Source organism: Nocardia mexicana NBRC 108244, from assembly GCF_001613165.1.
GTDB classification, from domain to species: domain Bacteria; phylum Actinomycetota; class Actinomycetes; order Mycobacteriales; family Mycobacteriaceae; genus Nocardia; species Nocardia mexicana.
The window spans coordinates 25,292-52,255 of sequence record NZ_BDBV01000081.1 but is presented as its reverse complement, the minus strand read 5'-3'; the positions used below and the strand labels follow the sequence as shown (position 1 = coordinate 52,255).

Sequence of the window (26,964 nt, the reverse complement as noted above, 5' to 3'; positions counted from 1 at the left end):
GTGCCCCCGCCCGATTCGTTCGGGCGGGGGCACGGTTTCTCTCGGGTTATGCGCTCAGTGCGCCATGACCGGCTCGCCCTCGGCCGGGGCCGGGACGGTATTCGGCATGAGCACCGCCGCCAGCACGGCACCGACCACGAAGATCGCCGTGGCCCACCAGAAGCTGGTGGTGTAGCTCTCGATCATCGACTGCGCGGCGTTCATCGGGTTCGGCTCGCGGCCGGACATGTAGCTCGACGCCGCCGACGAGGCGATCGTGCTCAGCAGCGCGGTGCCGATCGAGCCACCGACCTGCTGACTGGTGTTGACCATCGCCGAGGCCACGCCCGCATCCTCGTGCTGCACACCGGCGGTCGAACCCTGGAAGGCGGTCGACATCGAACCACCCAGGCCCAGGCCCAGCAGGATCAGCGCGGGCAGGATGTGCGTGGCATATCCGGTGTCCAGGCCGATCTGCGTCAGCCAGGCCATGCCGCCCGCCGCGATCAGGAAGCCGACGGCCACCGTCACCTTCGGGCCGACCTTCGGTAGCAGCAGCGAGGGCACCGTGGTCGACGAGGCGACCATGCCCGCGATCATCGGCAGGAACGCCACGCCGGTCATGATCGGCGAGTACCCGAGGGTCAGCTGCATGTAGTAGGTCAGGAACAGGAAGATCGCGAACATCCCGATGCCCATGACGAACACGGTCATATAGGAGCCGCCGCGGGTGCGGTCCAGGACGATGCGCAGCGGCAGGAGCGGATGCGCGACCCGGGTCTCCAGCCATCCGAACACGCCCAGCAGCACCACGCCGCCGATCAGGAACAGCAGCGTGACCCCGTTGGTCCAACCGTGCGATTCGGCGTGCGAGAAGCCGTACACGATGCCGAACAGGGCGGCGGTCACCACGACGGTGCCGGGGATATCCAGCTTGGGCCGGTTCGTCGTCACGTGCTTGGCCAGCAGCAGCACCGCGCCGATCAGCGCGACCGCCGCGAAGATCAGGTTCACGAACATCACCCAGCGCCACGACGCCCACTCGGTGAGCACGCCGCCGAGCAGCAGGCCCAACGCACCGCCGGTACCCGCGACGGCACCGAAGATGCCGAAGGCCTTGGCGCGCTCCGACGGCTGGGTGAAGGTCACCGTCAGCAGCGACAGTGCGGCCGGCGCCAGCAGCGCACCGAACACGCCCTGTGCGACGCGCGCGGCGACCAACATCTCGAACCCGGTGGCCGCGCCGCCGATCGCGGAGGCCACGGCGAAGCCGATCAATCCGACGATGAAGGTGTTGCGACGTCCGAACAGGTCACTGAGTCGCCCGCCGAGCAGCAGCAGGCTGCCGAAGGCCAGGGCATATCCGGTGACGACCCACTGCCGGTCGCCGTTGGAGAAGCCGAGGTCGGCCTGCGCCGCGGGCAGCGCGATATTCACGACGGTCGCATCGAGCACGACCATCAGCTGGGCCACGCCGAGCACGGCGAGCACCCACCAGCGCATGGCATGCGAGCCGCGACGGCCCGCATTCGGCGACGAGGTCGCCGCTTCCTTTTCCAGGTCGATCGCGGTAGTCATGGGTCCCCTTGTCCGGTGACTTTATGCGGAGGACTCCCCTCCGCTTCCTATGAAAGCTACCACCATAACGGAGAGAATGCCTCCGCTTAATCCCGATGCTTGCTAACATGAGGGTGTGAATCGCGCCACCACCATGCCCCCACCTCGGCGTCTGCGCGCCGACGCCGCCCGCAACCAACAGCGGATCGTCGAGGCCGCGCGCAGATTGTTCGCCGACCGCGGGCTGGAGGTCACCCTGGACGACGTCGCCGAGGCGGCGGGTGTCGGCGTGGGCACGGTGTACCGGCGCTTCTCGAACAAGCAGGAGCTGATCCTCGAGGTCTTCGAGCAGACCGTCGCGGCCATGGCCGAGGCCACCGAGCGGGCCAATCGCAACCCCGATCCCTGGGCGGGGGTGGTGGAGCTGTTCGAGTGGTCCTGCCAGCACTTCGCCGACAATCGCGGTTTCAGCGAGGTGATGCTCGAACTACCCGACGCGATGGAGCGTTTCGCGTCGGTGCGCGACCGGATCAAGCCCTCGGTCTCGCGGCTGGTCGACCGCGCCCATACCGCCGGGGTGCTGCGAGAGGGCATCGAGGGCTCGGACTTCTTCGCGATCATCAATATGGTCGAGTCGATCGCCACCTTCGCCAAGCCGATCAACGACCAGGTGTGGCGGCGCTACCTGGAGATCGCGCTCGACGGGATCCGCGCCGACGGCGCGCCGCGCCTGCCGCTGTCGGTACCCCCACTGAGCGACGACGAGGTGGACCAGGCCAAGGCCGAGACCTTCGCCTGCCGCCGCCGGTAGGCCCGGCCACTCCCACGAGCGAATAAGCAGCCGGTATCGGCCGACGTCCGCTATGCCACAGCTGCGAATAAGCGTTCCGCATCACCCGACACACCGCATGCCCCTGAACGCAACGGGCAATCTGCGCCTGTCGACACACCGCACGCCTCGGCTGCGTAGAGGCAATACACAGCGGCCGACACACACCTACGCCCGGGACACGATTTCCCAATCAGTAGCGCGCCCGACACCACACACCCGGGACACGACTTTGCGATAGGTAGCGCGCGTCACACTTCATGGCCTAAAGTTGGTCACATGACCAATTCGTGGGTGAACTGGGCCGGGGATCAGCAGTGCACGCCGGCCGAGATCGCCGCACCCGGTTCCCCCGAGGACCTGGCCGATCTGCTGGCGAGTGCCGCGGGCAGCGGGCAGACCGTGCGGGTCGCGGGCGCCGGACACTCCTTCACCGATGCGGTACTCACCGACGGCATGCTGCTCACGATGTCGAAGCTGAACCGTATCCTGCAGGTCGACCGCGCCGCCGGACAGGTGCGGGTGGAGGCGGGCGCCACCCTGAACGAGTTGAGCAACGCGCTGCACCCGCTGGGCCTGGCCTTCCCGAACCTGGGCGATATCGACGTGCAGACCATCGCGGGCGCCACCGCCACCGCCACGCACGGCACCGGCGCGGCGCTGCAGAACATCTCGGCCGCACTGCATTCGGTGGAGCTGATGCTCGCCGACGGCAGCCGGGTGGAGCTGAACGAGCAGACCGACCCCGACGGCTGGCGCGCGGCGCGAGTGAATGTGGGCGCGCTCGGCGTAGTCACCGCCGCCACACTGCAATTGGTGCCGTCGTTCGTGCTGGAGGGCATCGAGCGGCCGGTGCCGGTGGAGGAGATCCTGGCCGATCTCGACGGCCATATCGACGGCAACGAGCACTTCGAGTTCTACATGTTCGCCCACAGCCCGCTCGCGATGACCAAGCGCAACAACCGAATCGAGGTGCCGGAGCAGCCGCGCGGCAAGGCCGTGGACTGGTTCGCCGATATTCTGGTGTCCAATCACACCTTCGACGCGCTGGCCCGCCTGTGCCGCCGGTTCCCGCAGCTGATTCCGTGGGTGCAGCGCGGCGCCGCCTACGCGGGCAGCTACCGCCGCCAGGTGGACCGGTCGTATCGAGTGTTCGCCTCCCCCAGGCTGATTCGGTTCACCGAGATGGAATACGCCGTCCCACGCGAACATTCGGCCGACGCCGTCCGCGAGATCAAGCAGCTGTCCCAGCGCTTCGACACCCCGATGCCGATCGAGGTGCGCTGGGTGGCGCCCGACGATGCCTTCCTGTCCCCCGCCGGCGGCCGCGACACCTGCTACATCGCCGTACACCAGTATCGCGGCATGGAGTACGAGCCGTATTTCCGTGCGTGCGAAGCGATCTTCGACAACTACGGCGGCCGCCCGCACTGGGGCAAGCGCCACTTCCAGACGGCGCAAACGCTGAGTTCGCGCTATCCGGAGTGGGACAGGTTCCAGGAGGTCCGCCACCGCTTGGACCCGAAAGGCCGCTTCACCAACGCATACGTCGAGAGGGTGCTGGGCCCAGTCGGCTGATCTGCGCCTCGCACCTCCCCCGCGTACCCGAAGTCACCACGCGATCCGGAGCCCGCCGATACGGCGCGCACACGCCGTTCGGCGGCGGCCTGTTTACGCCGAGTCCTTGCCTTGGAGGCGCAATTCCATTGTGACCGGGATGGTTTCGACCTCCAGGGCCTGGCGCAGGCGGGCCACGGCGTGGTCGAGGATGCGGGTGCGCAGCGCACCGATATCCGCGTCGGAGTCGGCGACCACCACGAGGTGCAGCGCGGGCGCCCGGCCCGGCCCCGACAACCACGCCGCGGCCGACCGCACGCCGTCGTAGGTCTCGAGATCCGTGGCCACCGGGGCGGCGACCGTCACCGACGTCAGTGTCGTGCGGTCCGCGGCGTCCGGGATGCGGGCCCGCCAGCGCACCGGAAGCGGCGTCCGGGTCACCTGCGCGGTGGCCCAGCGCAGGCAGGCCAGGCCCGCGACACCGGCCGCCAGCACGACCACCCACAGCAGCCAGGCCGGCGGCGCGGGGCGCGGCGCGATCACCGGAGAATCGGCGTCCACCCAGCTCAATTGCCCGAAATGCGCCGCGAGCGCATACCCGCCGACCGCGAGCAGCGCGGCGCCGATCACCCCGAGCAGAATCCGGTTCAGCCGAACGGGCGGCCGACGCCGAATCACCGGCCGCGTGCCGTGACGATCCCCCCGCACGCCCCGGACCGGCGCCGGCGCATTTCGGCGAGCATCGCCGAAAGCCGACGAACGTCCGTTCTCCGCGACCGCGGCCTGCCTCGCGGCGCTCACCGCAGGCCCCGATCCAACTGCGCGGACGTCACCGAATTCCGTCGCGTATCACTGCCGATCGGCAGCCGTCGCGCCTGCCTCGCCGCGCTCATCGCAAGCTCCCGGCGCGGCGTAGCCGGGTCGAGACCCGTGGGGCAGGGTGCGGCCCGATGCGCGCGACCCGCTCGTCCACCGCCGCACACACGGCCTCCGGCAGATCAGCCGGGTGGGCGTGGCGGGTGCGGGCCGTAATGCGAACAGTCCTGCGGTGCAGCCGGACTCGTGCCGATTGCACGCCCTCCACCGACTGCGCCGCCTCGCGCAGCGCGCCGTGCAGGCCGCGGCGGAGAACTCCGGCCGTGATCTCGTCATCGGCGGCCAGCGGCACGACGACCGGGCGTCCGGGCAGCACCGCCAGCGCCAGCAACAGCAGCCCGGCCAGCACGGCGCCGACACCCGCGACGGCGACCCACGGCCCCTCCCAGGCGATGTCGCGCAATCGGTTCACGATGCTGTCGTAGGAGACGAATTCCTTTGCGCCGGTGAGCCGTTGGACCAGCGACAGCACCACGATCGCACATACCGCCAGCAGCGCCAGGGCCACCGTCGCCGCGGGCACCGCCCGGGACGGCCGCCGCCTCACCGTGCTCTCCCCGGCAGTTCCGCCACGTCGATATCGAGCCGCCGCACCGGCACCCCGACCCGTTCGCGCATCCGGCGCAGGACGTGCTCGCGGCACACCGTGGTGACCTGCCAGATCGGCATCGGATAGTGGATCGGCAGCCACAGCGACACCACCGCCGTGCCGCGGGAAAGCTTGACCTGCGCCTGGACGTCGCGCGCGACGCCGGTGATCTCCCGCGCGGCCGCCGTCACCACCTCCCGCACGGCGTCGGCGTCGTCCGCCTGCACGGGTCCGGGCGACGCCGTGGCGGGCGCGATCGCGGTCATCGTGCTCGTCATGCTTTCCTCCCGATTCGGTGTGGATCGGCTCGACTCCCCCGGGATAGCGCAACACTAGCTGGTGCATCCGTCGTGGGCCGGTGTACGCGCCGGGCCTTTCCGCCGCGGCGGCGGTGTCGCGAGTTTGTCCCTGGTAGTCGCGCATCAGTACGGCATCTTCGATTGACATCGACGAACGGCAGTGGTCACGATGAGGGACGCGCAACCGTTGACCACATGGTTGCCAGCTGATTCAGGTTGCCGATGAGCCGCCGCATACGGCCCGGCAGCGCTGTACGACACGAGGGACGAGATCCAGTCCCGATCGCAGTTCGGACGCGAGTGACCTACCGACACGGAGGTTCGCATGTCTGACCGCTCGAGCGGCCGCAAACCCGGCCAGATGGCCGACAAGACCAAACAGGGCATGAAGGACCAGGCCCGGCGCATGGAGCGCGGCGTGGACCGGATGGCCGACGAGGTGAAGCGCGATATGGACCGGATGGGCTCCGGCATGAAGCGCGAGGCCCGCGCGGCCAAGGACGCTATCGAGGAGTCCGGAGAAAAGATGAAGGACAAGCTCGCCAAGTAATGCCGCACGTCGGCTCGCGGCACCCGCTGCCGCGAGCCGATGCGTGATCAGGCCCGGGTCACCGGGCTCGTGCGAGCCGCCCTCGGTCCGCCAATCGCAATTCCATTGTCACCGGGATGATGTCGACCTCCAGCGCCGTCCGCAGCCGGGCCACGGCATGGCTGAGAATTCGTCCGCGCAGCGCGGTCAGGTCGGCATCGGGCTCGGCGGTCACCACCAGATGCAGTTCGGGCGCTCCGGCCGGACCCGACAATCGGGCCGTGGCCGAGCGGACCTGCGGATCGGACTCGATATCGGTCACCAGCGGTGCGGCGGCGGTACGGGAATCGAGAACCGTGATGCCCGCGGCGCCGGGCGCGCCGATCCGCCACGAGGTCCGCCGCGGCAGGCGGGTGGCCTGCGCGGCCAGCCACCGCAGCGCGGCCAGGCCGATCAGCACGGCACCCACCGCGATCGCGACCAGCACCCAGCCGGGCGGCGCCGCGGTGCCGGGGACCAGCGCGGCGTCCGGATCTGCCCAGCGCAACCGGCCGGACCAGGCCGCGATCACGCAGCCGCCCGCGACCGCCAGCGCCAGCCCGATCACCGCCAGCAACGTTCGATTCAGCCGCGCCGGGCGGTTGGCCGTACTCACTGGGTTCCTCCCGTCTTGGCCGGACGCGCGCGGGCGGCCACCTCGCGCCGCACCCCGGGAGCCACCCGGCTCAGTCGTTCGTCGACCGCTGCCCGGATCGCGGCGACCGACTCCTCCGGCACCCGTCCGGTACGCGCACCGATTCGAATCTTTTTGCGCCCCAGCCGCACTCGCACCGAATCCACCTCATCGACCGAACCCGCCGCATCCCGTACGGCGGCACGCAGGCTGCGCCGCGCGATACCCGCCTCGACCTGGTCGTCGGATTCGACCGGAACCACGACCGAGCGGCCCGGCGCCAGTGCCAGCACGAGCAGCAGCACGCCCGCCAGCGCCGCCGCGATACCGGCGCCGAGTACCCAGCCGCTCCCCCAGCGGGTGTCGTGCAGCATGGTCGCCAGATCCTCGTATGACACCAATTCCCTTGTGCCACTGAGTTTCTGAACTGCCGAGACGGCGACCACGACACTGCTGGCCAGCAGCGCCAGCGCCACCACGATCGCCGGGGCGACGCGGCGCGGACGCCGCCTCATCGAACCCTCCCCGCCACGGCGCCCGACTCCAGCGCCGACACCTCGATATCCACCCGCGACACCGACAGACCCGCCAGCTCCCCGGTGCGCAGTATGAGGTGCTCCCGGCAGGCGTCGGTCACCCGGGCCACCGGCTGCGGATACCCGACCGGCAGCCGGACCCGCAGCGCCGCCGACCCCCCGGCGACCCGGGCCGTGACCTGCACATCCGGCTCGACCCCGGGTACCTCCCGCGCGGCCTGGGCGGCGATCCGGCGCACCGCGCGCTCGCTCACCACGGTCGCCCCGGGCGGTTCGGTGATCACGGCCGTCATCGCCCACCCCGATCCTGCACCGACCGCACCAGTCCCGACAGGTCGACGTCGCCGTCGAGCCAGCGGCCGATCAGCAGGCCGAGCCCGCCGAAGACCAGGACGACGAAGAACGCCCCGAATCCGCCGAAGGCGGCGGCGAATCCCAGGGCCAGGCCCGTCATCAGGCAGATCGTGGTGGCGCTCATCTCACTGCACCCGGTCCCGGCTCGGCGGCTGCTGGTCATCGTCCTCGCCCTCGATGTACACGTCGTTGACGTTGATGTTCACCTCGACGACCTCGAGTCCCGTCATCTGCTCGATCGCGGTGATGACGTTGCGCCGCACCGCGCGTGCCAACTCCGCGATGGCGACGCCGTATTCGACGACGATGTCCAGGTCGACCGCGGCCTGCCGCTCGCCGACCTCGACCGAAACCCCCTGTCCGACACTGGCGGACGCCCCCGGGATGCGATCGCGCAAGGCGCCGAACGCCCGGGCCGCGCCGCCGCCGAGCTCGTGCACGCCGCGCACCTCGCGTGCGGCCAGCCCGGCGATCTTCTGCACCACGGCGTCGGCGATGGTGGTGGTGCCCTCGTCGGTCACCAGCGCGCCGGGTCGAACGGCGCCGTTGCGGCTGGACTGCTGCGCAGTCTCGCTCGCCCCGGCCTGCTCCGGGGACTTCGTGCTTCCGGCCGACTTCTCCGTCGCTGTGCTCATCACAATTCCTTCCGATTCCCTTGCGGTACAGCGGATAACAACTCCGTACGGGTTCGACACGATCCCGGGCGAATCGTCACGGCCACACGGCGTGATCTAGGTAACTATCGATTCGCCGAATGCCTCGGCGTCGAGTTCGGTGACGACTATCCGCAGCGTCGTCGACGCCTGGGCCGTCTCGGCCAGCAACCCCCGGATCGCGATGGCGAGCTTGTCCAGCAGCGGCTGCAGCGGCAGCGCGGTGGCCGCGACGCGAATCTCGACAGACTGCTCGCCGATGTCGACGGCATACCGATTTCCGCTGAGCGGCAACCACTTCGCGTTCGGCAGCCCGAGCGGCGCCGCCGGTCGCAGGCCGTCCACCGATTCGATCGCGTCCACGATGGCATCGATCAGATCCTCCTCGGCTCTCACGGCTGCCCCGGTTCGATATCGAGAACGGTCACCACGACCTCGTCCACGGCCACCCCGGTCTGCTCGGCCACCATACGGGCGACCTCGCGCTGCACCATCCGCCCGACCTCACCCACCCGTGCACCGCCCGACATCGTGAGATCGACGTGGATCTTCAGCCACTGCCCGGCTCGCCGGACCCGCACCCCGCCCGCGGGCGCGGGCTCCTGACCGGTCCACAACTGCCGCCCCGTGCGCGCGAGCTGACCGACCAGCCCGAGCACGCCGGGCTCGAGTCGGCGCACCCCCGCCACGGCGGCGGCGGCGCGAGCCGCGACGCCCGCGATCACGGCGTCGCCGATCACGATCTCGGTGGCGGGGGCCGCGGCGCTCACCGCTGCTCCTCGTAGATGTCGACGACCGTGATATCCAGGCGTCCCAGCATCAGGCCGATCCGCGCCGAGGCCGCCGTTCGCACTCGATTCCGCACCCGAGGCACCAGTTCCTCGACACCCCGGCCGCCCAGCCGCACCGCGATCGTCATCTCGACATCGACGATATGTTCGCCGTCGGGTCCTGGCTCGGTGCTCCGCACCAGGCAGCCGCGGGCCCGCACGCCATCCACGGTGTCGGCGGCGTATCGCAGTACCACCGCGACGGCCTGCTCGCTGACCTCGACCGATCCGGGATGCGGCGTCGGCAGGGTGAGGGTGCGGCCGCGCCGTCCCTCCGCGCGCACCGCGGACATGATGCGGCCGAACAGATCCGGCGGCGGCGGATCCGGTTCATCGATGAGCTCGCGAGTCGCTCCGCGCAGCGTGAGCAGGCTGTCCCGTGCGGCCGCACAGTGCGGGCAGGTGCGTTCGTGCTCATCGGACAGTCCGGCGTCCATCGCGTCCAGCCGATCCCACACCCGTTCCAGACCGCGTCCACAGGGGAGTAGATAGTCGCTCTCGGTGCTCTGGCTCACCGCCATGGCTTCATCACCTCCGCCAGTTGCGCTCGGGCCCGTGCGATCCGTCCGCGGACCGCCGTGGTGTTGGTGCCGACGATCTCGGCGATTTCCTCGTAGGACCGGCCGTGCACCTCCCGCAGCAGCCAGCACGCGCGCTGTTCGGGCGTCAGCTGCTGCAGCGCCGCGACGAGGGCGGCCATCTGGCCGTTGACCTGCGCCGCATGCTCCGGGTGGAGGTCGGTCCGCGGCGACGCGGTGGTGTCGGGGTCGACATCGGCGGGCAGGCGCCGCGACCTGATCACGTTCAGGCAGCGGTTGGTGGTCATTCGATACAACCACCCGGCGAATGCCGAATCGTCCTGCAGCTGACCGATTCTGCGCCATGCCGTCAGAAAGACCTCCTGGGTGATGTCCTCGGCCTCGGCCCGGTCGGCCAGCATCTTCGCGGAGAGCCGGAACATCGGCCCCTGATAGCGCAGCACCAGCTGCTCGTATGCCCGGACATCGCCGTCACGCGCCCGCCCGGCCAGGGTGGCGTCGTCCAGCGCTGCCTCGGGTGCCGTCGCCGTCGTTGTCACACAGCACCTCCTCCGCCGCTCGTGGTGTCGACACCGGGAAGCCGGAACCGTCACGGCCGATTATCCGTGATCGTTGTCTCATCGGTAGCTGCGTGAGATTTTCCCGTGTCGGCGGGTCCCTGCAGTACGCCGCAACGGCGCTGGTTTCTTTCGACAACGGAGGTTCACGATGTCTCTGAACGACAAGATCGGTAATGCCGCCGACGATCTGGGCGGCCGAGCCAAGGAGGCCGCGGGCCAGGTCACCGGCGATGACAAGCTGCGAGACGAGGGCAAGTTGGACCAGGTGCAGGCCGGGGCGAAGAAGGCGGTCGAGGATGTCAAGGACGGCGTCGGCGACGCCGTGGGCAAGTTGAAGGACAAGTTCGGCATGTAGTCAATGGATTCGCCCGCAGTTCGCCAAACCGCTGCGGGCTGCGGGCGAGATCCATCGATCGCGGGCACGCCGAGCAGCGACCTCGGACACTTCGGACGGCTCACCGACGCCGCGTCGGAACGGCGGCCACCCGCTCCCGGCGCACCCCGGCGGTCATCTCGCGCGTGAGCCGCACGATGTGCGCCCGTTTGCCGGATATCCGGACCTGCTGGACGTGCGTGGGAACGAAGTCCGCCGCGATGGCCGCGGCCAGCAGTGTGGTGTCCGGGATCAGCACGACGGCCGTGCCTGCGGGGACGAGCACGCGACGCAGCTCCGACCACAGCCGCATCGGCTCGCCGGCGAGCAAGCCCTGCGGCGCCACCTGTCCGCCCCACGGCGGGTTGCAGACGATGCGGTCGACGGTGCCGTCGGCGACGGGCAGGTCCCCCGCATCGCCCCGGCGCACCTCAATCGTTCCCGCGGCATTCGCCCGCGCGGCCCGCACCGCCGCCGCGTCGCGGTCGATCCCGCGGTAGGACGCGTCCGGGTGTAGCTGGGCCGCCTCTATCAGCAGGGTGCCCGCACCGCAGCACGGGTCGAGAACCCGGTCGCCGCTTCGGATTTCGGCCAGCTGAGCCATTGCCGCCGCCAGCGGCGGATGCAGCGTGCCGGGGACCGACCGCCGCTTGTAAGGCCGTCGATGCAGCGGCCGGTCGGCGACGCGGAGCAGCAGGCGAGCCCGGGTCCCGTCCAGCGTCAACCGCCAGCCGCTGTAATCCGTCGGCGGCGCGCCGTCCCGCCGCGACCGGTAGCCGAGGCCCAACCGGCGGGCCAGCGCACGGCCCACCGCATCCTCCGCGTCGTACCGAGTGAAGTTGCGGCCGCCGAGGAACGACGCCGAGACATCGACGCCACCACCGAGATCCGTGCGGCCACCACAGCGCCGCCGCCACTCCAGCAGCGCGGTCACATCGACCGTATCGCACAGATCGTCAAGGGCCGCAACAGATTTGCGTGCCGACCCGATATCCGGACCGCTCGCGGCCAGCAGCAGCACATCGTCGGCGGTTCGCAGTTCCAGCGCCGCCCGAACCGGGCGGCCGGGCCGGAAATGCACCTCCCGATGCCCCATCTCGACCACCGGCCCGATCCCGAGACGCAGAATCTCTGCTGCCACAACGGTTTCCACACCGCGAATACACCGCGCCACCAGGCGGATGTCCATGAATGTTCTTCTCCCACGACGAGGCCCGGGACGACGCCGCGTCGCCCCGCATCGCCGGACAGGGGAATCCTCGCTGCTCCGGCGGACCTCAGCGCAGGTGGAAGAAGAACATCATGCCGGGTATTTTAGCCGACCTACTCGTTCACCAGCCGCAGCGCGGGGCTGCGGTCGCGGCGCCGGTCGACCAGCCAGACCTGCACGGTCTGGTCCTCGGCGGGATTGAGCGTCTCGATCTCGACCTCGACCTCTCCCCGCTGCGGATGCGCGATATGCACTGTGCCCGAACGGAAATCGGTGACCCGATGCTCGCGCCAGCGGCAGGCGAATTCCGGGAACCGCTGCAGTCCCTCGATGACCTGAGCGAGTCGCGCCTCCTCCGGCCACCGCGACCGGGCGGTGCGCAGCGCCGAGACCATCATGTCCGCCACCGTGGGCCAGTCGTGCCAGAGCCGGGCGGCGTCCGGGTGCGCGAAGACGTACGTGGCCAGATTGCCCTCGGACTCGTCGCCGAACATGCCCAGGGGCCCCGCGATATCACGCCAGGCGGCGTTCCCGGCGAGGATGTCGAGCCAGCGGCCGAGCACGAACGCGGGAGTCGGGTGCATGGCGTCGAGCACCGCCTGCACGGTGTCGGTCACCTGTTCGCGCGCCTGGCCCGCCGACGGACAGCCGGTGTCCAGGCCGAGCGCCAGCTTGCCGAAATGATGTCGCTCGACGTCGTTCAACCGCAGCGCGTCGGAGAGCGCGCCCAGCACCGCCATGGAGGGATTGGTATCCCGGCCCTGCTCGAGCCGGGCCAGGTAGTCGACGCTCACCCCGGCGAGCGCGGCGACCTCCTCGCGGCGCAGCCCTGGCGTGCGCCGCCGGCGACCGGCGGGCAGGCCGACCTCCTCGGGCTGCAGCCGGGCGCGCCGGGCTATGAGAAACTCGCCGAATTCGGAACGTGCCACATCACCATCCTGTCCGATCCCGGGGCCGTTATCCTCGCCCCGCCAGTGCCAGGATAGCGGCGGTGTGGCTAAACGGACCGCAGTCCGGAAATCTGGTTGCCATGACGACTTCCGAACAGACCAACCTGAAGACCGGCTCCTGGGAGCTGGACACCAACCACTCCGCGGTCAACTTCACCGTCAAGCACCTGGGGATCTCCAAGGTCCGCGGCCGTTTCAACAAGTTCGAGGCGGGCTTCGTGGTGGACGCGTCCGGCGCCGCCGCGATCGAGGCGACCGTGTACCTCGACTCCTTCGACACCGGCAATTCCGGGCGCGACGAGCATGTCCGCAGCGCCGACCTGCTCGACGTCGAGAAGCGCCCCACCCTGCACTTCAAGGCCGTGGAGCCGATCCGGGTCGCCGAGGACTTCGAGGTCACCGGCGATGTCACCCTCGGCGGTGTGACCAAGCCGATCACCCTCGACGTGGAGTGGGGCGGCGTCCAGGAGTTCCAGGGCGACGGGAAGCGCCACGCCGGATTCAGCGCCACGGGCACGCTGAAGCGCAGCGAGTTCGAGGTCGCGCCCGGCATCCCCGCGGCGATGCTCAGCGACAAGATCGCGATCGAGCTCGACATCCAGCTCATCGAGCCGCAGGACTAGCAGACACCGGGCTACGCTCGCGGCAGCAGTGATCACCGGTCCGGACCGATGCCCGGACCGGGTCCTGCGCCGGTACCCGATCCGCGACAGGAGGCCCGATGAGCAGCTCGAACGACTGGAACACCGGGATCATCGAGGAATTCCGCTCCAACGAGGGCAGGGTCGGCGGCCCGTTCGAGGGCGCGCCGATGGCGCTGCTGCACCATCGCGGCCGCAAGAGCGGGCGAGAGTTCGTCACCCCGATGATGTACCTGCCCGCCGAGCAGGACCCGGGCACCATCTACGTCTTCGCCTCCAAGGCCGGTGCCCCGACCAACCCGGACTGGTACTACAACCTGACCGCCGCCGGTAAGGCGGAGGTGGAGATCGGCACCGAGCAGTACCCGGTGGCGGTTTCCGAGGTGACCGGCGACGAGCGCGACCGAATCTACGCCGAACAGGCGCGGCTCTACCCCGGCTTCGCCGAATACGAGGAGAAGACCGCGGGCATACGGACTATCCCGGTGCTGGCCCTTCACCGCGCCTAACATTCACCAGCGACGCGGATCCGGCCCGAGCGGACACGAATCGCAGTGACACGGCGAGAACTGCTGCGCCACTGCGGCCTGTGTCCGCTCAGGCCGGAGCGCTACGGCAGCAGCCCCGACCTACGTGCCCGCACGACGGCCTCGTGGCGGGTGTGCGCCCCCAATTTCGTCATCGCGCTGCGCAGGTAGCTCTTCACCGTTTCCGGGCGCAGTGAGAGTCGCTGCGCCGCTTCGGCATTGGTGCAGCCGAGGGCGACGTGGGCGAGCACGTCGAGTTCGCGAGGCGCCAATGGCGGTGCGTCGTCGGGGATGTCGGGCCCGGACAGCAGCTGAGTGAGCCGATCCGACAGGTCTCGCAGGCGGGCACGGGCCACCGTGTCCGTGACAGTCTGGGCGATGCCACGCATCTCGGCGTGGATATCGCGAAGCTGTTCGGCGGCAATGGTATCCAAGACCCCGCCATCGGTGGGCGACCGTGCGCTCGAGGCCGCCTCGCGCAGGCGCAGGCGGCGGTCCACCTCGTCGCGAATGGCCAGTTCGACGGCCAGCCGCCGCCCGGCCTGTACCGCCAGGTCCGCGGCCCGGCCGCCGATCGGCCCCGCATCGCGGCTCGCGATGTACAGCACCGCGCGCGACTCGCCGCGCACCACGACCGGCACCCCCACCACTGCCCGCAGCCCCTCCGTGAGCACCGGCGCGTCGTAGTGGTGGGTGATCGTCGAGGCCACGCGGTAGTCGGCGACGGAGGTGGGCCGCTTGCTCGCCACTGCCGCACCCCCGACACCGGAGGACGGCGACACCGCCAGACCCCGCATGGCGCTGGTGCGGGTACCGAGGAATTCGCTCAGGATCAACGTCTCCGCGTGGACCTGGCCGCCGAAGACCACCGGCATCCCGGATACGGCCGCGACCTGCCGCATCTCGGCACGCAGCGCGTCGGCGTCGCGGGGGCGCAGGAGATCCATCTCGGTACCCCTTTCCGGGGGTGGCGGGCGGGGGAATGTGACCTGGATCCTAATCGGTGTGAGTTCGCAGATGGGCCGGATCCGACCGGCCGCCTATTCGCACGGGGCGTGGGACGCGCCGTTGCTCGGCGACACGATCGGCGCCAACCTCGATCGCACGGTCGCCGCGCACGCGGATCGTCTCGCGCTCGTGGACCGCGCCGCCGGGGTGCGGTGGACCTACCGCGAGTTCGCCGCGCAGGTGAATGCGGTCGCGCTCGGACTGCTCGCCGCCGGGATCGGCAAGGGCGACCGGGTCGGGATCTGGGCGCCCAATCGCGCGGAGTGGACGCTGGTGCAGTACGCGACCGCGAAGATCGGCGCGATCCTGGTGAACATCAATCCCGCCTATCGCGCACACGAGCTGCGATATGTGCTGGGGCAGGCCGGGATTCGGCTGCTCGTCGCGGCGCGGGAGTTCAAGGGCTCGGACTACGCGGCGATGATCGACGAGGTGCGGCCCGAGTGCCCGGAGCTGACGCGCGTGGTCCTGCTCGACGGTGACGACTGGGCCGCGCTGCTGGACACCGGCCGCGCGGGAGATCCGACGGCAGTGGCCGCGGCACAGGCCGCGCTGTCCCCCGACGATCCGATCAATATCCAATACACCTCGGGCACAACGGGATTCCCCAAGGGCGCGACGCTGTCGCACCACAACATCCTGAACAACGGCTACTTCGTCGGCGAGCTGTGCGGCTATACCGAGACCGACCTGATCTGCCTGCCGGTACCGTTCTACCACTGCTTCGGCATGGTGATGGGCAATCTCGCCGCCACCAGCCACGGCGCGGCCATGGTGATCCCGGCGCCCGCGTTCGATCCGCGCGCCACACTGGAAACGGTTGCGGCCGAGGGCTGTACGTCGCTGTACGGCGTGCCGACCATGTTCATCGCCGAGCTGGCCGAGCCGGATTTCGCATCCTACGACCTGTCCACACTGCGCACCGGAATCATGGCCGGGTCGCCGTGCCCGGTCGAGGTGATGAAGCAGGTCATCGAGCGGATGGGCATGCGCGAGGTCTGCATCTGCTACGGCATGACCGAGACCTCGCCGGTGTCCACCCAGACCCGCCGCGACGACACGCTCGCCCAGCGCACCGCGACCGTCGGCCGGGTGGGACCACATCTGGAGGTGAAGGTCGTCGACCCGGCCACCGGGCTGACCGTGCCACGCGGCGAGCCCGGCGAACTGTGCACGCGCGGCTACTCGGTGATGCTCGGTTATTGGAACGAACCCGAGAAGACCGCCGCGGCAATAGATTCCGGACGCTGGATGCACACCGGCGACCTGGCCACCATGGACGACGACGGCTATCTCGCGATCACCGGGCGCATCAAGGACATGGTGATTCGCGGCGGCGAGAACGTCTACCCGCGCGAGATCGAGGAGTTCCTCTACACCCATCCCGACATCCTCGATGCCCAGGTGGTCGGCGTGCCCGATCCGAAATACGGCGAGGAGCTGGTGGCGTGGGTCCGGATGCGCGAGGGCGCGCCGCCGATCGACGCCGCGGCGCTGCGGGAGTTCTGCACCGGCAAGCTCGCGCATTTCAAGATCCCCCGCTACGTGCACGTCGTCGAGGAGTTCCCGATGACGGTGACCGGCAAGGTCCGCAAGGTCGAGATGCGCGAGGTGTCGGCGCAGTTGTTCGGCCGAGGTGTCGAGAGGAATTCCGGCCAGAAGCATGCCGGAAATACGGACGACCGGACGGCGGAATGACAGACGGCCGTATGCGGGATGGGGCACAGAGACAGGAGATTGCGCCATGACCTCGAACACCGAGCGGTACCGTGCGGCGCGCGACCAGCTCGTCGAGTGGACTACGGATTACGCGACCGCGGTACAGCAGTTCGCGTGGCCGCGACTGGAGGGCCGATTCAACTGGGCCATCGACTGGTTCGATGTGATCGCCCGCGGCAACGACCGCACCGCCCTGTGGATCGTCGAGGAGGACGGCCGCGAGCAGCGGGTGAGCTTCGACGATATGGCGCGGCGCTCCGATCGGGTCGCGACCTGGCTCGCCGGACTCGGTGTGCGCCAGGGTGATCGGGTGATCGTGATGCTCGGCAATCAGGTCGAGCTGTGGGAGTCGATGCTGGCGATCGCCAAGCTCGGCGCGGTCGTGATGCCGACCACCGCGGCCCTCGGACCGGCCGACCTGAGCGACCGGATCGCCCGCGGCGCCGTACGTTTCGTCATCGCCAATGCCGCCGACACCGCCAAGTTCGAGCAGGTGGACGGCGACTACACCGGTATCGTCGTGGGTGCCGGGGTGCCCGGCTGGCGGGACTACGCCGAGGCCGCCGCGGTGGAGTCGGCGGGCCCGTTCGAGACCGGCACCGACGTCACCGACGAACTGCTGGTCTACTTCACCTCCGGCACCACCAGCAGGCCGAAGATGGTGCGACACAACCAGGTCAGCTACCCGGTCGGCCACCTCAGCACCATGTACTGGATCGGCGTCCGCCCCGGCGACGTGCACCTGGCCATCAGTGCACCCGGCTGGGCGAAGCACGCGTGGAGTTGTTTCTTCGCACCCTGGATCGCCGAGGCGACCATCTTCGTCTACAACTACGGCCGATTCGACGCCGCCGCCCTGCTCGGACAGTTGCGCAGGGCCCGGGTGAATACGTTCTGCGCGCCACCGACGGTGTGGCGCATGCTGATTCAATCCGATCTGGGGGCGCGGCCGGAGGGTCTGCGCGAGATCCTCGGCGCCGGTGAGCCGCTCAACCCGGATGTCATCGCGCGGGTCGACAAGGCCTGGGGGCTGACTATCCGGGACGGTTTCGGCCAGACCGAGACCACCCTGCAGGTGGGCAACACCCCGGGCCAGCCGGTCAAGCCCGGTTCGATGGGCCGCCCCGCGCCCGGCGTCCCGGTGGTGCTGGTCGATCCGGTCTCCGGCCGGGCGGGCGAGGAGGGCGAGATCTGCCTGGATCTCGGCGCCGAGCCGGTGAATCTCATGACCGGATATCTGCAAGACCCGGAACGGAATTCGGCGGTCATGGCGGGCGGCTACTACCACACCGGTGATGTCGCCGCGCGCGACAGCGACGGCTACATCACCTATATCGGGCGCACCGACGACGTGTTCAAGTCCTCCGATTACAAGGTGTCGCCGTTCGAGCTGGAAAGCGTGCTCATCGAGCATCCGGCCGTGGTGGAGGCCGCGGTGGTGCCGCAACCCGACGACACCCGCCTGGCGGTCCCCAAGGCGTATGTCGCGCTGGCCACCGGCTGGGAGCCCGGCCCCGAGACCGCCCACGCCATCCTCGAGTACGCCCGCGACCACCTCGCCCCGTACCTGCGGATCCGCCGGATCGAATTCGCCGATCTGCCCAAGACCATCTCCGGAAAGATCCGCCGGGTCGAACTGCGGCAGCGCGAGGAGCAGGCGCACGCGGCCGGTACCTCGATCGATACCGAGTACCGCTACGAGGACCTGCTACCTCCGACCTCCGGATAATGGGCGCACAGAGAGCCGATCCCGCCACGCCACGAAATTGGCGCGTTTGCCCGAGTGTGGCGTGTTCGGCGCTGGTTCACTCTGCGACAGGGCGCAAGACTGGCACCGTGCCCGCCGCGCGGCACCGGTGCCTGTCGTCCACGGATCGCTCCACCCCTCCATCGGACGCGATCCGCCCTCCCGGACGGCGTTCGCCGTCCCCGAGGCCTCGGCCCGGCGCATTCGGGCACCGGGCCTTGCGCCGAACCGGGACGTCGAACCCGGGACGACGGGGACCGCCCGCGCGGTGTCGGTTCGGTGTCTGCCGCGCACACCTCTGCGCGGCAACACGATCCGTGATCGACCGTATGTGTACCTACGACCGATTGGAGAACGCCGTGTTGAACACCTTCGAATCCGCGACCGCGTACGTGATCGCAGAACTCGAAGCCAAGGGCACCGCCACGCGCGAGGACTTCGACGTCGCGGCCATCGTGACGGCGTCGCACGCCATCGCCGAGAGCTGGGATCTGCGGATGATGGACCGCAGCACGTTCTGGAATATCGCCGCCAGCAATCTGAAGGTCTGACGTGCTAGACGCGGCGGTCCACTTCGTCGCCGAGGCGGGCATGCGCGACCACCGACCAGCGACGCGCCGCCCGCCGCATGGACCCCGCGTCGGAGTAGCCCAGCAGTTCCGCCTGCCGCTCGCGGCTCACCGGCCCCGCCGCCGCGGCGCGGATCAGCCTGGCGCGATCCAGTTCCCGCCGCCACGTGGTCCCCGACTCGGCCAGCCGGCGCTGCAGCGTGCGCGGGCTCGTCGCCAGCCGCCGCGAGACTCGGTCCAGCGAGACCTCGCCCTGTTCGAAGGCCTCGGCCAGGGCGGCGGCGACCCGCTCGGGCCAGGCCGTCGCCAGCGGCGGGGGCGGGGGCAGCGCGGCGGCCAGCGGCTGCAGCACATCGGCCAGCACGGGATCGGCTGTGGTCAGCGGCAATTCCATATCGGCCGCCCGGAATGTCATGGCGTCCACCGGGGCACCGAATTCGATGGCCGCGGTGCCGAATACCTCGGTGAAGGTGGCGTGGTTGCGCGGCGCCCGCTGCCGCAGCGACACCCGTATCGGATCCAGCGGCGCATCGAGGACCTGCCGGGCCCGGGTCAGCACCGCCACCAGCCCCCACAGCTGGGTGAGGTCGCGGCCGCGGCCCTCGCCATCGATGATGTCGAGATAGAGCGTGGTTTCCCCGTCGTTCTCGGCCACCAGGTCGAAGCGGTGGTTGGTGGTGACGGCGGTGACGTACGGGCCGCAGGTCGCCAATCCGGCGCCGACGGTGGGCGCGCTGGTGAACAGGTAGTCGTAGAGCCGCAGCGCGGTCAGCCGGTATCGGCTCGCGACGTGCAGGGCGATATCGGGATCGTCGAGTAATCGCTCACCGACCTCCCATAATCGGGAGAACGTCGCACTGGGCACGTGCACACCCTCGCCGGTCATCGTCCATTCCGGCACGCCGCATTCGCGCAGCACCCGCGTCTGATCCGCGCCTGCCGCGGTGAGCTGCGACAACACGAAACGATGCAACAGTGTCTGATCGGTCCCCAACGCCCCTCCTGCCCGATGGCTCCCCTAGCACGGTTTGTGCAGAACGCTATACCGCACAGTTCGTTCGACCGGTGGAATCGAACGACATGTGGTCATCGACACTTCCATCCGGAACCGGTGCGGCGGTGATCCTCCCGGTCGACGATACCGGTGTCCGATTCGTTCAAGACCGCGCCGCGGGCCGGGGCTAGCGTTTCAGCCATGACTGTTCGATTGGATGTAATCGGCGTGGTCGTCTCCGATATGGCGGCCGCCCTCGCCTTCTACCGCCGCCTCGGCCTGGAGTTCGGGGAGGATTTCGGTGGCCACGTGGAGGCCGAACTGCCCGGCGGGTTCCGGCTGACGCTGGACTCCGAGGCCAATATCCACTCGTTCCACCCGGACTTCCCGAAGCAGCTGAACGGAAAGACCGGACGGATCGGCCTGGCGTTCCGCTGCGAGTCCGCGGCGGAGGTGGATTCGATGTTCGAGGATCTCGTCGGCGCCGGATATCACGGTGAGCTGAAGCCGTTCGACGCGTTCTGGGGCCAGCGCTATGCCTCGGTGCAGGATCCGGACGGCAATGGCGTCGACCTCTACGCGCCGCTGGACTGATCGGCCACCAGCTGCCCCAGCGGCCGCCCGGCCAGTTCGCGGATGTCGCGGGCCAGGTGTGCCTGGTCGGCGTACCCGGCGCGGAAGGCGGTGTCCGCGAACGGGATTCCGCCGCGCGCCAGCGCCAACGCCCGCTGCATGCGCAGCACCCGCGCCAGCATCTTGGGCCCGTACCCGAACGCCGACAGCGACATTCGATGCAGCCTCCGGGCGCCGATGCCGAATTCGTCGGCGGTGGCCGCCACCGAGGCACCGCCGTCGAGGCGGCCCACGAGGCGGCGCAGCAGCGGGTCGGCGGTGTCGTTGTCGACGGCGATGCGGCGAGCCAGTTCGTCCAGGCCGGTCATGGGATCCGGCGCGGCGGCGACCGCCGCGGCCAGCACCCGTACGCGCGCGGCGGACCACAGGTCGGCCAGGGCCGGGCGGCTGTCGAGCAGCTCGTGCGCCGGGACGCCCAGCAGTGCCGGTGCGGTGCCCGGGAAGAAGCGGATGCCCGACACCCGGGAACCGGCGGCGGCCGCGGGCACGTAGCCGCGCGTATCCGGACCGGCGACCAGCAGCCGTTCCCCGGTCCACAGCACATCCATACACCCGTCCGGCAGCACCGGCGCGACGGCGCCGTCGGGGATGGTGCGCGACCACACCACCGCACCGTCGACGACGGCCGAAGGGCGCTCCCGGTAGCCGGGCGGGCCTGGGGTCTCCACTCGCCCGAGACTAGCGCGCCACGCCGACAGGAAGCAGCCTCGCGCGCGACCGGCACCGTAACCTGAACCCCCGTGATCCAGAGGTCTCGGCGCTCGCGCGGCCGGGTGCACGCCCCGCCGACCGGCGTCATCCGGGATCGCCGCCTGCGCCGCCACCACCGCGGCGACGCCTACCGGCTCACGGCGGTCGGCGGGCTGGCCGCGCTGGCGCTGGACGCGCTGTCGAGCGTCGCCTACGGTCCCGAGGCGATCGTCGCCGTGCTGGTCACCGCGGGCGCCGACGCGGTCGGTTACACGGTGCCGGTGACGATCGCGCTGACCATTCTGCTGCTGGTGCTGGTGACCTCGTACCGGCAGGTCATCGCGGTATTCCCGGACGGCGGCGGCAGCTACGCGGTGGCGCGGCGCGAGCTCGGACGGCCCGCGAGCCTGCTGGCGGCGGCCGCGCTGGTGGTCGACTACGTGCTGACGGTGGCGGTCAGCCTCGCGGCGGGTGCGGCCGCGCTGGGCAGCATGTTCCCGCTGATCGCCGACCACCTGCTGGTGACGGCGCTGATCGCGCTGGCGGTGCTCACGGCGCTGAACCTGGCCGGTATCGCCGAATCGGCGAAGGCGCTGCTGGGACCGGCCGTGCTGTTTCTCGTGGTGGTCGGCGCGATCATCGTGGTCGGACTGCTGCGCGACGCACCGGTCGCCACCATCGGCACCTCGCTCACGTTTCACGAGCTGCCCGGCGTGATCGGGCCGCTGCTTCTACTGAAGGCGTTCGCGGCGGGTGGTTCGTCGCTGACCGGTGTGGAGGCCACCGCGAACGGCGTGCCCGAATTCCGCACGCCCGCCGTGCGCCGCGCACAGCACACCGAGATGGCGCTGGGCCTGCTGCTCGGCGCGATGCTGCTGGGGATCGCGGCGGTCGTGGCCACCCATCGGGTGGTGCCACGCGAGGGGGTCACGCTGCTGGCGCAGCTGGCGGCGGCCGCCTTCGGCACCGGGGTGCTGTTCTACGTGGCCAATCTCGCGATCGCGGGGGCGCTGGGACTGGCGGCCAACACCAGCTTCGGCGGACTGCCGGTGCTGCTGAGCCGCCTCGCCCACGACCATCGGATGCCGCACCTGTTCGCGCTGCGCGCCGAGCGTCCCGTGTACCGGTTCGGCGTGGCGACCCTCGGTGTGCTGGCGGCCCTGGTGCTGCTGCTCGTCGACGCGCGCGTCGACCGCCTGCTGCCGCTGTACGCCATCGGCGTATTCATCGGGTTCACCATCAGTCAGGTGGGCCTGGTGCGGCACTGGCGCGACAGCCACGGCCGGTGGTGGCGAGCGAAGCTGTGGCTCAACGGATTCGGCGCGCTGCTCAGCGCGGGGGCGGCCGTGGTGTTCCTGTTCGACCGGTTCGCCGAGGGCGCGTGGCTGCTGCTGTTCCTGGTGCCGGGCCTGATGCTGCTGTTCGACCGCACCGAGCACTACTACCGGCAGGTCGCCGCCGAACTCGGCATGGGAACGAAGATCCCGGCGCCCCGGCGCGACCCGACGAGGCACACGGTGGTCGTGGTGCCGGTGGTGGCGGTCAGCGACCTCACCCGGCGGGCCCTGGACGCCGCGCTGAGCCTGGGCGAGCAGGTGCATCCGATCGCGGTGGACATCGATGCGGAGATCACGCGACGACTGGTCGAGCACTGGGAGGACTGGGATCCGGGCCTCGAGTTGCGCGTGCTGCCGAGCCCGCACTGCGGCATGGTCGAACCGATCGTCGAGTACGCCCGCACCCTCACCTCGACCGAGCGCCAGGTGCTGGTGCTGCTGCCACGGCTCGAACCGCGGCGGCGCCGCTACCGCATCCTGCACAACCAGCGCGCCCCGATCATCGCCGAGGCACTGGACCGGCACACCGACGCGATCGCGGCGACCATCACCCTGCACCTCGACTGACCGAGCGCGGCGCCGCGACTCCTGGGAGAATCCGGCGGGCGAACCGTCGCGGCCGATTGCTGATCATTCGCTGACGGTCGCTAAACTTCGCGAAGGTAAACATCAACAGTTCAGATTGGAGTGGCGGGGCGCCATGCTCAAGGGTTTCAAAGACTTCCTGATGCGCGGGAATGTGATCGACCTGGCCGTCGCGGTGGTGATGGGTACCGCGTTCACCGCGGTGGTCACCTCGGTCACCAAGGGAATTCTGGAACCGCTGCTGGCGGTGCTCGGCGACAACGGCCAGCTGGGCCTGGGCGTACAGCTGGTCCCCGGCAAGCCCGCCACCTTCATCGCGCTCGGCCCGATCATCAGCGCCGCCGTCAACTTCGTCATGGTGGCGGCGGTGCTGTACTTCGTGCTCATCCTGCCGATGAAGCATCTGCAGAAGCGCTTCGGCGGCAAGAAGAAGGCCGAGCCCACCCAGACCGAGCTGCTGACCGAGATCCGCGATCTGCTGGCTGCCCAGGCCGCGGACAATCCGTCCAAGAGCACCGCGAAGCTCGATACGGCGATGAAGACCGTCCTGGACTGAACACCACCGGGGCGCGCGGCCCGCGGGATTCGAGTACCGCGCTACTCGCGTCGCGGCGCCGCCCGCGGCGCACCCTCGAAAGGTGGCACAGCACAAACTCTTCTGCATTCCGGGCACCTGGGAGGCCGTCACGGCGGCCGAGGAATTCGGGCGGATCGAACCGCGCACCGAGATCGGCATGCTCACCGGTGTCACCGATCTGCTCGACCGCCGCGTGTTCGACGTCGTCTACCTCAACTATCCGAGCAGCGCGGGGCCGGTGTCCGGCGGCGGCGACGGGCTGCTCGAGGCGCTCGGCCGGCCCTCGCACCGGGAGGTCCGCGATATGGGTGTGGCCGAACTGCTCCGGCTGATCCGCGAACACCCCGGCGGCTTCGGCATTCTCGGCTACGGTCAGGGCGCCGCGGTGGCGTCGCTGGTCGGGCGCGAGCTGGTGTCGGGGTCGCTGCGGAACCGCATGCCGGATTGTCACTGGCTGCACACCTTCGCCTCGCCGCATCGAGCGCCCGGGCACACCTTCCCGCTCGGCAATCAGCTGGCGGGCCAGGGGATTTCGGCGGATCCGAGCACCGATACCGGCAGCATCGACTGGTTCGACTACTGCCTGCCCGGCGACCTGTACGGCGATGCCGATCTCGTCGACACCTATCTGCCGCTGGCCTACGAGCTGGCCCTCGAGCTGCCGCTGGTGGATCCGTTCGCGATGATCGCGGGCTGCACCGACAGCCTGTTGCGCGGACGGCTGCGCGACGTCATCGCGGAGCTGGGTGAACATCCGGCGCTGGTGGTGGGCAAGGCGGGCATCACCGCGGCCACGCTGGCGACGTTTCTCCAGCAGTTCCCGCACGACAAGTACGCCGTGCGCGAGATCCTGCCCGGGACAACGGCGTTGCGGCACTCGGCCAACCACCTGAACTTCTGGGGGCCGCGCGTGGAGACCGGCGAGCAGCTGGCGGTGACGACCGCGCTGCCGCGCTGAGCGAGCGAATCGATCAGCCGGCCAGTGGGATCAGGCGCTGGGCGTCGTCGAACAGCCCTCGTTCGGCGATGCGCGCGGCGGCCAGTGCGGCCAGGGCCGCGGCGGCCAGCAGCATGTACATCACGACGATCTGGTAGCGAATGGCGGTCAGCGGTTCGACCCCCGCGAGAATGAGCCCGGTCATCGCGCCGGGCAGGCTGATCAGGCCCACCACCTTGGTCGCGTCGATACCCGGGAGCAGGGCGGTGCGCAACGCCGAACGCCGGTACGGCAGAAATGCCTGGCGCGCAGGCAATCCGAGACACAGCCGCGCCTCGACCGCGGCCCGCGCCGTGCGGCCGTCCTCGTGCACGCGGCGCAGCGCGATTCCGGTGGCCTGCATGGCACCCGAGACGATCATGCCACCCACCGGAACCACCACGCGGGCCTCGGTCGAGATCACGCCGAGCAGGATCAGCGCGCCCAATGTGATCACCGTGCCGAACGCGACACCCAGGGTTGCGGCCCGAATCGCATGCGGCACACCAGCTCCGCGCCGACCGGCGACCTGTCCGGCGATGATCACCATCAGCGCCACCCAGCCCAGCGCCCCGGGCAACCCGGTGTGCCGGAACAGGATCAGCAGCACGGCTCCCACCGCGATCAGCTGCACCGCGGCCCGCGCGGCGGCGATCAGCAACTCGCGGGTGAGCTGCAACTGCTGCCGGTAGGCGATGAGCGCCGCCACACCCACCAGCAGCAGCGATGCCGCCACCCCCGGCCAGTCCGGCACCGAAAGCCCCTCTGTCACTGCGCTGTCCCCTCGATCGAAGCGGCTACGCCGCTCGGGTCTCCCTGCGTCCGCGGTAACCGAGCCCCACCGATTCGCCCGTCCGCCAGCACCGGGTCACGAACCACTACCGTCTCGTTTCGCATCATTGTTGTGGCCGCTCCTGTGAGCGCGCCGCCTCGGAGGTCCGGCTATCCGGCTGCGGCCCGGCCGGTTCCGAGGCGACAGGGTCCGGCGCTTCCGGTGACGGGCCGTCCCTCCACCAAGGAGCCCGCCCGCCGCGCGCACTCGGGACGCCTTCGCCGGGCGTGGTCGGGGCCGGTCCGCCCGCCGGATTCGGAACGGGCGCGCCCGGGACCTGAGCGCCCGAGGCGGTCGCGCCCGGCGATCGGCCACCCGGCTCGGCCCGAGGTCCTTCCGAGGTGCCCGATGTCTGCCCACCTGGCCTATCCGGTGCGCGTCCGCCCTGTTCAGAGGAGCCGGGTTCGCGCGGCGTGACCGGTGGCATGCCGCTCAATGCGCCCAGCGGCGCCAGTCGCCCTTCCTCGAGCAGCAGGATGTCGTCGGCCACGGCACCGGTGAAATCGCTGTCGTGGCTGACCAGTACGGCGCTGCCGCCGGCTCGGCAGTGCGCGCGGACCACGTCGCCGATCACGGCGGCCGCGGCCTCGTCCAGGGCGGAGGTCGGCTCGTCGAGCAGCAGGACCTCGGGGGCGACGGCGAGGGCGCGGGCCAGGCAGACCCGTTGCGCCTCACCGCCGGACAGCTCGGCGCACCGCCGGTGCACGAAGGTCTCCGGCAGGCCGACGCGGTTCAGCAGCGCGCCCACCTGCTCCTCCCACAGCGTCGGCCGCCCCACCCGCACCTCGTCGACGACGACCTCGGCCAGCAGCACCGGATGCTGTGGCACCAGGCCCACCCGCCGCCGCAGCGCGAGCACGTCGAGCTCGGCAATGGGCACGCCGTCGAGAAGTATGCGGCCGCTGGACGGTTCGGCGAGCCGGTTGAACAGCCGCAACAGCGTGGTCTTCCCGACCCCGCTCGGCCCCACCACCGCCGTGCAGCCGCCGCTCGAGACCGTCAGGTCGATACCGGCGAACAACGTGCGCCCGCCATGGGACACCCCGACTTGCTCCAGGACAATGCTCTGCACGGCCCCACCATGCCGCACCTCCCCCGATACCGCAGCGCGAGCGCGAAGTCACGGCGCCGACACCGCCCAGCCACTCACACCCACCGTCGCCGAGCCCGGAACAATCCCCGCACCTCTTGCGTGTTCCCGCACCCCTTGCATGGACCTGCAAGGGGTGCGGGAAC

The 26,964-nt window shown here is 70.1% G+C and carries 33 protein-coding genes; 13 read left to right on the top strand and 20 right to left on the bottom strand.

Annotated elements, in window-relative coordinates:
- Positions 1–54 precede the first annotated feature (54 nt).
- Positions 55–1,557, bottom strand: a complete 1,503-nt coding sequence (locus tag NM1_RS30345; RefSeq protein WP_084520183.1) for an MFS transporter — start codon at positions 1,555–1,557, stop codon at positions 55–57.
- Positions 1,558–1,672: 115 nt separating this feature from the next.
- Here NM1_RS30345 and NM1_RS30340 point away from each other — a divergent pair, with 115 nt between their 5' ends.
- Both NM1_RS30340 and NM1_RS30335 read left to right on the top strand, forming a co-directional pair.
- Positions 1,673–2,347, top strand: a complete 675-nt coding sequence (locus NM1_RS30340) for a TetR/AcrR family transcriptional regulator (RefSeq protein WP_246011729.1) — start codon at positions 1,673–1,675, stop codon at positions 2,345–2,347.
- A gap of 297 nt (positions 2,348–2,644) precedes the next feature.
- Entirely contained in the window at positions 2,645–3,943 is a 1,299-nt protein-coding gene (locus NM1_RS30335) for a D-arabinono-1,4-lactone oxidase (RefSeq protein WP_068027623.1), read from the top strand.
- Positions 3,944–4,036: 93 nt separating this feature from the next.
- On the opposite strand, the gene NM1_RS30330 is transcribed toward NM1_RS30335, so the two are convergent.
- From NM1_RS30330 to NM1_RS30320, 3 genes are all read right to left on the bottom strand, one after another.
- Positions 4,037–4,600: a hypothetical protein gene (locus NM1_RS30330; RefSeq protein ID WP_068027743.1), complete on the bottom strand. Its 564-nt coding sequence runs from the start codon at positions 4,598–4,600 to the stop codon at positions 4,037–4,039.
- A 211-nt stretch (positions 4,601–4,811) separates the two neighbouring features.
- A complete protein-coding gene (locus NM1_RS30325) occupies positions 4,812–5,345 on the bottom strand; it encodes a DUF6286 domain-containing protein (RefSeq protein WP_068027619.1) in 534 nt (177 codons plus the stop codon).
- On the bottom strand, positions 5,342–5,665 hold the full coding sequence (locus NM1_RS30320) for a hypothetical protein (RefSeq protein ID WP_068027616.1): 324 nt from the start codon (positions 5,663–5,665) through the stop codon (positions 5,342–5,344). Before NM1_RS30320 ends, NM1_RS30325 begins: the two co-directional genes overlap by 4 nt.
- Positions 5,666–6,011: 346 nt before the next feature.
- Here NM1_RS30320 and NM1_RS30315 point away from each other — a divergent pair, with 346 nt between their 5' ends.
- The gene (locus NM1_RS30315) at positions 6,012–6,236 is read left to right on the top strand and encodes a hypothetical protein (RefSeq protein WP_068027613.1); all 225 of its coding nucleotides are present in this window, start codon (positions 6,012–6,014) and stop codon (positions 6,234–6,236) included.
- A 58-nt stretch (positions 6,237–6,294) separates the two neighbouring features.
- Here NM1_RS30315 and NM1_RS30310 read toward each other — a convergent pair whose 3' ends face one another.
- The 9 genes from NM1_RS30310 to NM1_RS30270 all read right to left on the bottom strand — a co-directional run bounded on the left by NM1_RS30310 (position 6,295) and on the right by NM1_RS30270 (position 10,339).
- Positions 6,295–6,870 carry an Asp23/Gls24 family envelope stress response protein gene (locus NM1_RS30310; RefSeq protein ID WP_068027611.1) on the bottom strand — a complete coding sequence of 192 codons (576 nt, stop codon included), beginning with the start codon at positions 6,868–6,870 and terminating at the stop codon, positions 6,295–6,297.
- Positions 6,867–7,403, bottom strand: a complete 537-nt coding sequence (locus NM1_RS30305) for a DUF6286 domain-containing protein (RefSeq protein WP_068027608.1) — start codon at positions 7,401–7,403, stop codon at positions 6,867–6,869. The genes NM1_RS30310 and NM1_RS30305 overlap by 4 nt, the downstream gene beginning before the upstream one ends.
- Positions 7,400–7,717 (bottom strand): Asp23/Gls24 family envelope stress response protein, encoded by a 318-nt coding sequence (locus NM1_RS30300; RefSeq protein ID WP_068027605.1) that lies wholly within the window; start codon positions 7,715–7,717, stop codon positions 7,400–7,402. Before NM1_RS30300 ends, NM1_RS30305 begins: the two co-directional genes overlap by 4 nt.
- Positions 7,714–7,902, bottom strand: a complete 189-nt coding sequence (locus NM1_RS30295) for a hypothetical protein (protein WP_068027602.1) — start codon at positions 7,900–7,902, stop codon at positions 7,714–7,716. Before NM1_RS30295 ends, NM1_RS30300 begins: the two co-directional genes overlap by 4 nt.
- Before the next feature lies 1 nt (position 7,903).
- On the bottom strand, positions 7,904–8,413 hold the full coding sequence (locus NM1_RS30290; RefSeq protein WP_068027600.1) for an Asp23/Gls24 family envelope stress response protein: 510 nt from the start codon (positions 8,411–8,413) through the stop codon (positions 7,904–7,906).
- 96 nt (positions 8,414–8,509) lie between these two features.
- Positions 8,510–8,827, bottom strand: coding sequence for a hypothetical protein (locus NM1_RS30285; protein WP_068027598.1), 318 nt, complete (start codon positions 8,825–8,827; stop codon positions 8,510–8,512).
- Positions 8,824–9,201: an Asp23/Gls24 family envelope stress response protein gene (locus NM1_RS30280; protein WP_068027595.1), complete on the bottom strand. Its 378-nt coding sequence runs from the start codon at positions 9,199–9,201 to the stop codon at positions 8,824–8,826. Before NM1_RS30280 ends, NM1_RS30285 begins: the two co-directional genes overlap by 4 nt.
- Positions 9,198–9,782, bottom strand: a complete 585-nt coding sequence (locus NM1_RS30275) for an Asp23/Gls24 family envelope stress response protein (RefSeq protein ID WP_068027592.1) — start codon at positions 9,780–9,782, stop codon at positions 9,198–9,200. Before NM1_RS30275 ends, NM1_RS30280 begins: the two co-directional genes overlap by 4 nt.
- Complete coding sequence (locus NM1_RS30270) at positions 9,773–10,339, bottom strand: RNA polymerase sigma factor (RefSeq protein ID WP_068027589.1); 567 nt, start codon at positions 10,337–10,339, stop codon at positions 9,773–9,775. Before NM1_RS30270 ends, NM1_RS30275 begins: the two co-directional genes overlap by 10 nt.
- A 169-nt stretch (positions 10,340–10,508) precedes the next feature.
- On the opposite strand from NM1_RS30270, the gene NM1_RS30265 reads away from it, so the two are divergent.
- Positions 10,509–10,715, top strand: coding sequence for a CsbD family protein (locus NM1_RS30265; RefSeq protein WP_068027586.1), 207 nt, complete (start codon positions 10,509–10,511; stop codon positions 10,713–10,715).
- A gap of 100 nt (positions 10,716–10,815) precedes the next feature.
- Here the strand turns inward: NM1_RS30265 and NM1_RS30260 are convergent, their stop codons facing one another.
- Both NM1_RS30260 and NM1_RS30255 read right to left on the bottom strand, forming a co-directional pair.
- The gene (locus NM1_RS30260) at positions 10,816–11,922 is read right to left on the bottom strand and encodes a methyltransferase domain-containing protein (RefSeq protein WP_068027583.1); all 1,107 of its coding nucleotides are present in this window, start codon (positions 11,920–11,922) and stop codon (positions 10,816–10,818) included.
- Between the two features lie 134 nt (positions 11,923–12,056).
- On the bottom strand, positions 12,057–12,872 hold the full coding sequence (locus NM1_RS30255) for a helix-turn-helix domain-containing protein (protein ID WP_068027580.1): 816 nt from the start codon (positions 12,870–12,872) through the stop codon (positions 12,057–12,059).
- Positions 12,873–12,973: 101 nt separating this feature from the next.
- Here NM1_RS30255 and NM1_RS30250 point away from each other — a divergent pair, with 101 nt between their 5' ends.
- Together NM1_RS30250 and NM1_RS30245 are read left to right on the top strand one after the other, a co-directional pair.
- Positions 12,974–13,516: a YceI family protein gene (locus NM1_RS30250; RefSeq protein ID WP_068027578.1), complete on the top strand. Its 543-nt coding sequence runs from the start codon at positions 12,974–12,976 to the stop codon at positions 13,514–13,516.
- A gap of 98 nt (positions 13,517–13,614) precedes the next feature.
- Complete coding sequence (locus tag NM1_RS30245) at positions 13,615–14,043, top strand: nitroreductase family deazaflavin-dependent oxidoreductase (protein WP_068027575.1); 429 nt, start codon at positions 13,615–13,617, stop codon at positions 14,041–14,043.
- Positions 14,044–14,144: 101 nt separating this feature from the next.
- Here NM1_RS30245 and NM1_RS30240 read toward each other — a convergent pair whose 3' ends face one another.
- Complete coding sequence (locus NM1_RS30240; protein ID WP_068027573.1) at positions 14,145–15,008, bottom strand: helix-turn-helix transcriptional regulator; 864 nt, start codon at positions 15,006–15,008, stop codon at positions 14,145–14,147.
- Between the two features lie 70 nt (positions 15,009–15,078).
- Here NM1_RS30240 and NM1_RS30235 point away from each other — a divergent pair, with 70 nt between their 5' ends.
- From NM1_RS30235 to NM1_RS30225, 3 genes are all read left to right on the top strand, one after another.
- Positions 15,079–16,767, top strand: coding sequence for an AMP-binding protein (locus NM1_RS30235; protein ID WP_068027570.1), 1,689 nt, complete (start codon positions 15,079–15,081; stop codon positions 16,765–16,767).
- A gap of 46 nt (positions 16,768–16,813) precedes the next feature.
- The gene (locus tag NM1_RS30230) at positions 16,814–18,517 is read left to right on the top strand and encodes an AMP-binding protein (RefSeq protein WP_068027567.1); all 1,704 of its coding nucleotides are present in this window, start codon (positions 16,814–16,816) and stop codon (positions 18,515–18,517) included.
- Positions 18,518–18,894: 377 nt separating this feature from the next.
- The gene (locus NM1_RS30225) at positions 18,895–19,086 is read left to right on the top strand and encodes a hypothetical protein (RefSeq protein ID WP_084520192.1); all 192 of its coding nucleotides are present in this window, start codon (positions 18,895–18,897) and stop codon (positions 19,084–19,086) included.
- A gap of 4 nt (positions 19,087–19,090) precedes the next feature.
- Here NM1_RS30225 and NM1_RS30220 read toward each other — a convergent pair whose 3' ends face one another.
- Positions 19,091–20,098, bottom strand: a complete 1,008-nt coding sequence (locus NM1_RS30220) for an AraC family transcriptional regulator ligand-binding domain-containing protein (RefSeq protein WP_068027561.1) — start codon at positions 20,096–20,098, stop codon at positions 19,091–19,093.
- A gap of 201 nt (positions 20,099–20,299) precedes the next feature.
- Here NM1_RS30220 and NM1_RS30215 point away from each other — a divergent pair, with 201 nt between their 5' ends.
- Positions 20,300–20,692 (top strand): VOC family protein, encoded by a 393-nt coding sequence (locus NM1_RS30215; RefSeq protein ID WP_068027558.1) that lies wholly within the window; start codon positions 20,300–20,302, stop codon positions 20,690–20,692.
- On the opposite strand, the gene NM1_RS30210 is transcribed toward NM1_RS30215, so the two are convergent.
- Positions 20,674–21,399 carry a helix-turn-helix transcriptional regulator gene (locus tag NM1_RS30210; protein WP_068027555.1) on the bottom strand — a complete coding sequence of 242 codons (726 nt, stop codon included), beginning with the start codon at positions 21,397–21,399 and terminating at the stop codon, positions 20,674–20,676. The genes NM1_RS30215 and NM1_RS30210 overlap by 19 nt on opposite strands.
- Positions 21,400–21,471: 72 nt before the next feature.
- Between NM1_RS30210 and NM1_RS30205 the strand changes: the two genes are divergently transcribed.
- The 3 genes from NM1_RS30205 (at position 21,472) to NM1_RS30195 (ending at position 24,878) form a co-directional block, all read left to right on the top strand.
- The gene (locus NM1_RS30205) at positions 21,472–23,325 is read left to right on the top strand and encodes an amino acid permease (protein WP_211339576.1); all 1,854 of its coding nucleotides are present in this window, start codon (positions 21,472–21,474) and stop codon (positions 23,323–23,325) included.
- A 133-nt stretch (positions 23,326–23,458) separates the two neighbouring features.
- A complete protein-coding gene (gene mscL / locus NM1_RS30200; protein ID WP_068027549.1) occupies positions 23,459–23,899 on the top strand; it encodes a large conductance mechanosensitive channel protein MscL in 441 nt (146 codons plus the stop codon).
- 82 nt (positions 23,900–23,981) lie between these two features.
- On the top strand, positions 23,982–24,878 hold the full coding sequence (locus NM1_RS30195) for a hypothetical protein (protein WP_068027547.1): 897 nt from the start codon (positions 23,982–23,984) through the stop codon (positions 24,876–24,878).
- 13 nt (positions 24,879–24,891) lie between these two features.
- Here NM1_RS30195 and NM1_RS30190 read toward each other — a convergent pair whose 3' ends face one another.
- Positions 24,892–25,668, bottom strand: coding sequence for an ABC transporter permease (locus NM1_RS30190; RefSeq protein ID WP_068027544.1), 777 nt, complete (start codon positions 25,666–25,668; stop codon positions 24,892–24,894).
- A gap of 124 nt (positions 25,669–25,792) precedes the next feature.
- Positions 25,793–26,800 (bottom strand): ABC transporter ATP-binding protein, encoded by a 1,008-nt coding sequence (locus NM1_RS42630; RefSeq protein WP_246011727.1) that lies wholly within the window; start codon positions 26,798–26,800, stop codon positions 25,793–25,795.
- Positions 26,801–26,964: the final 164 nt, after the last annotated feature.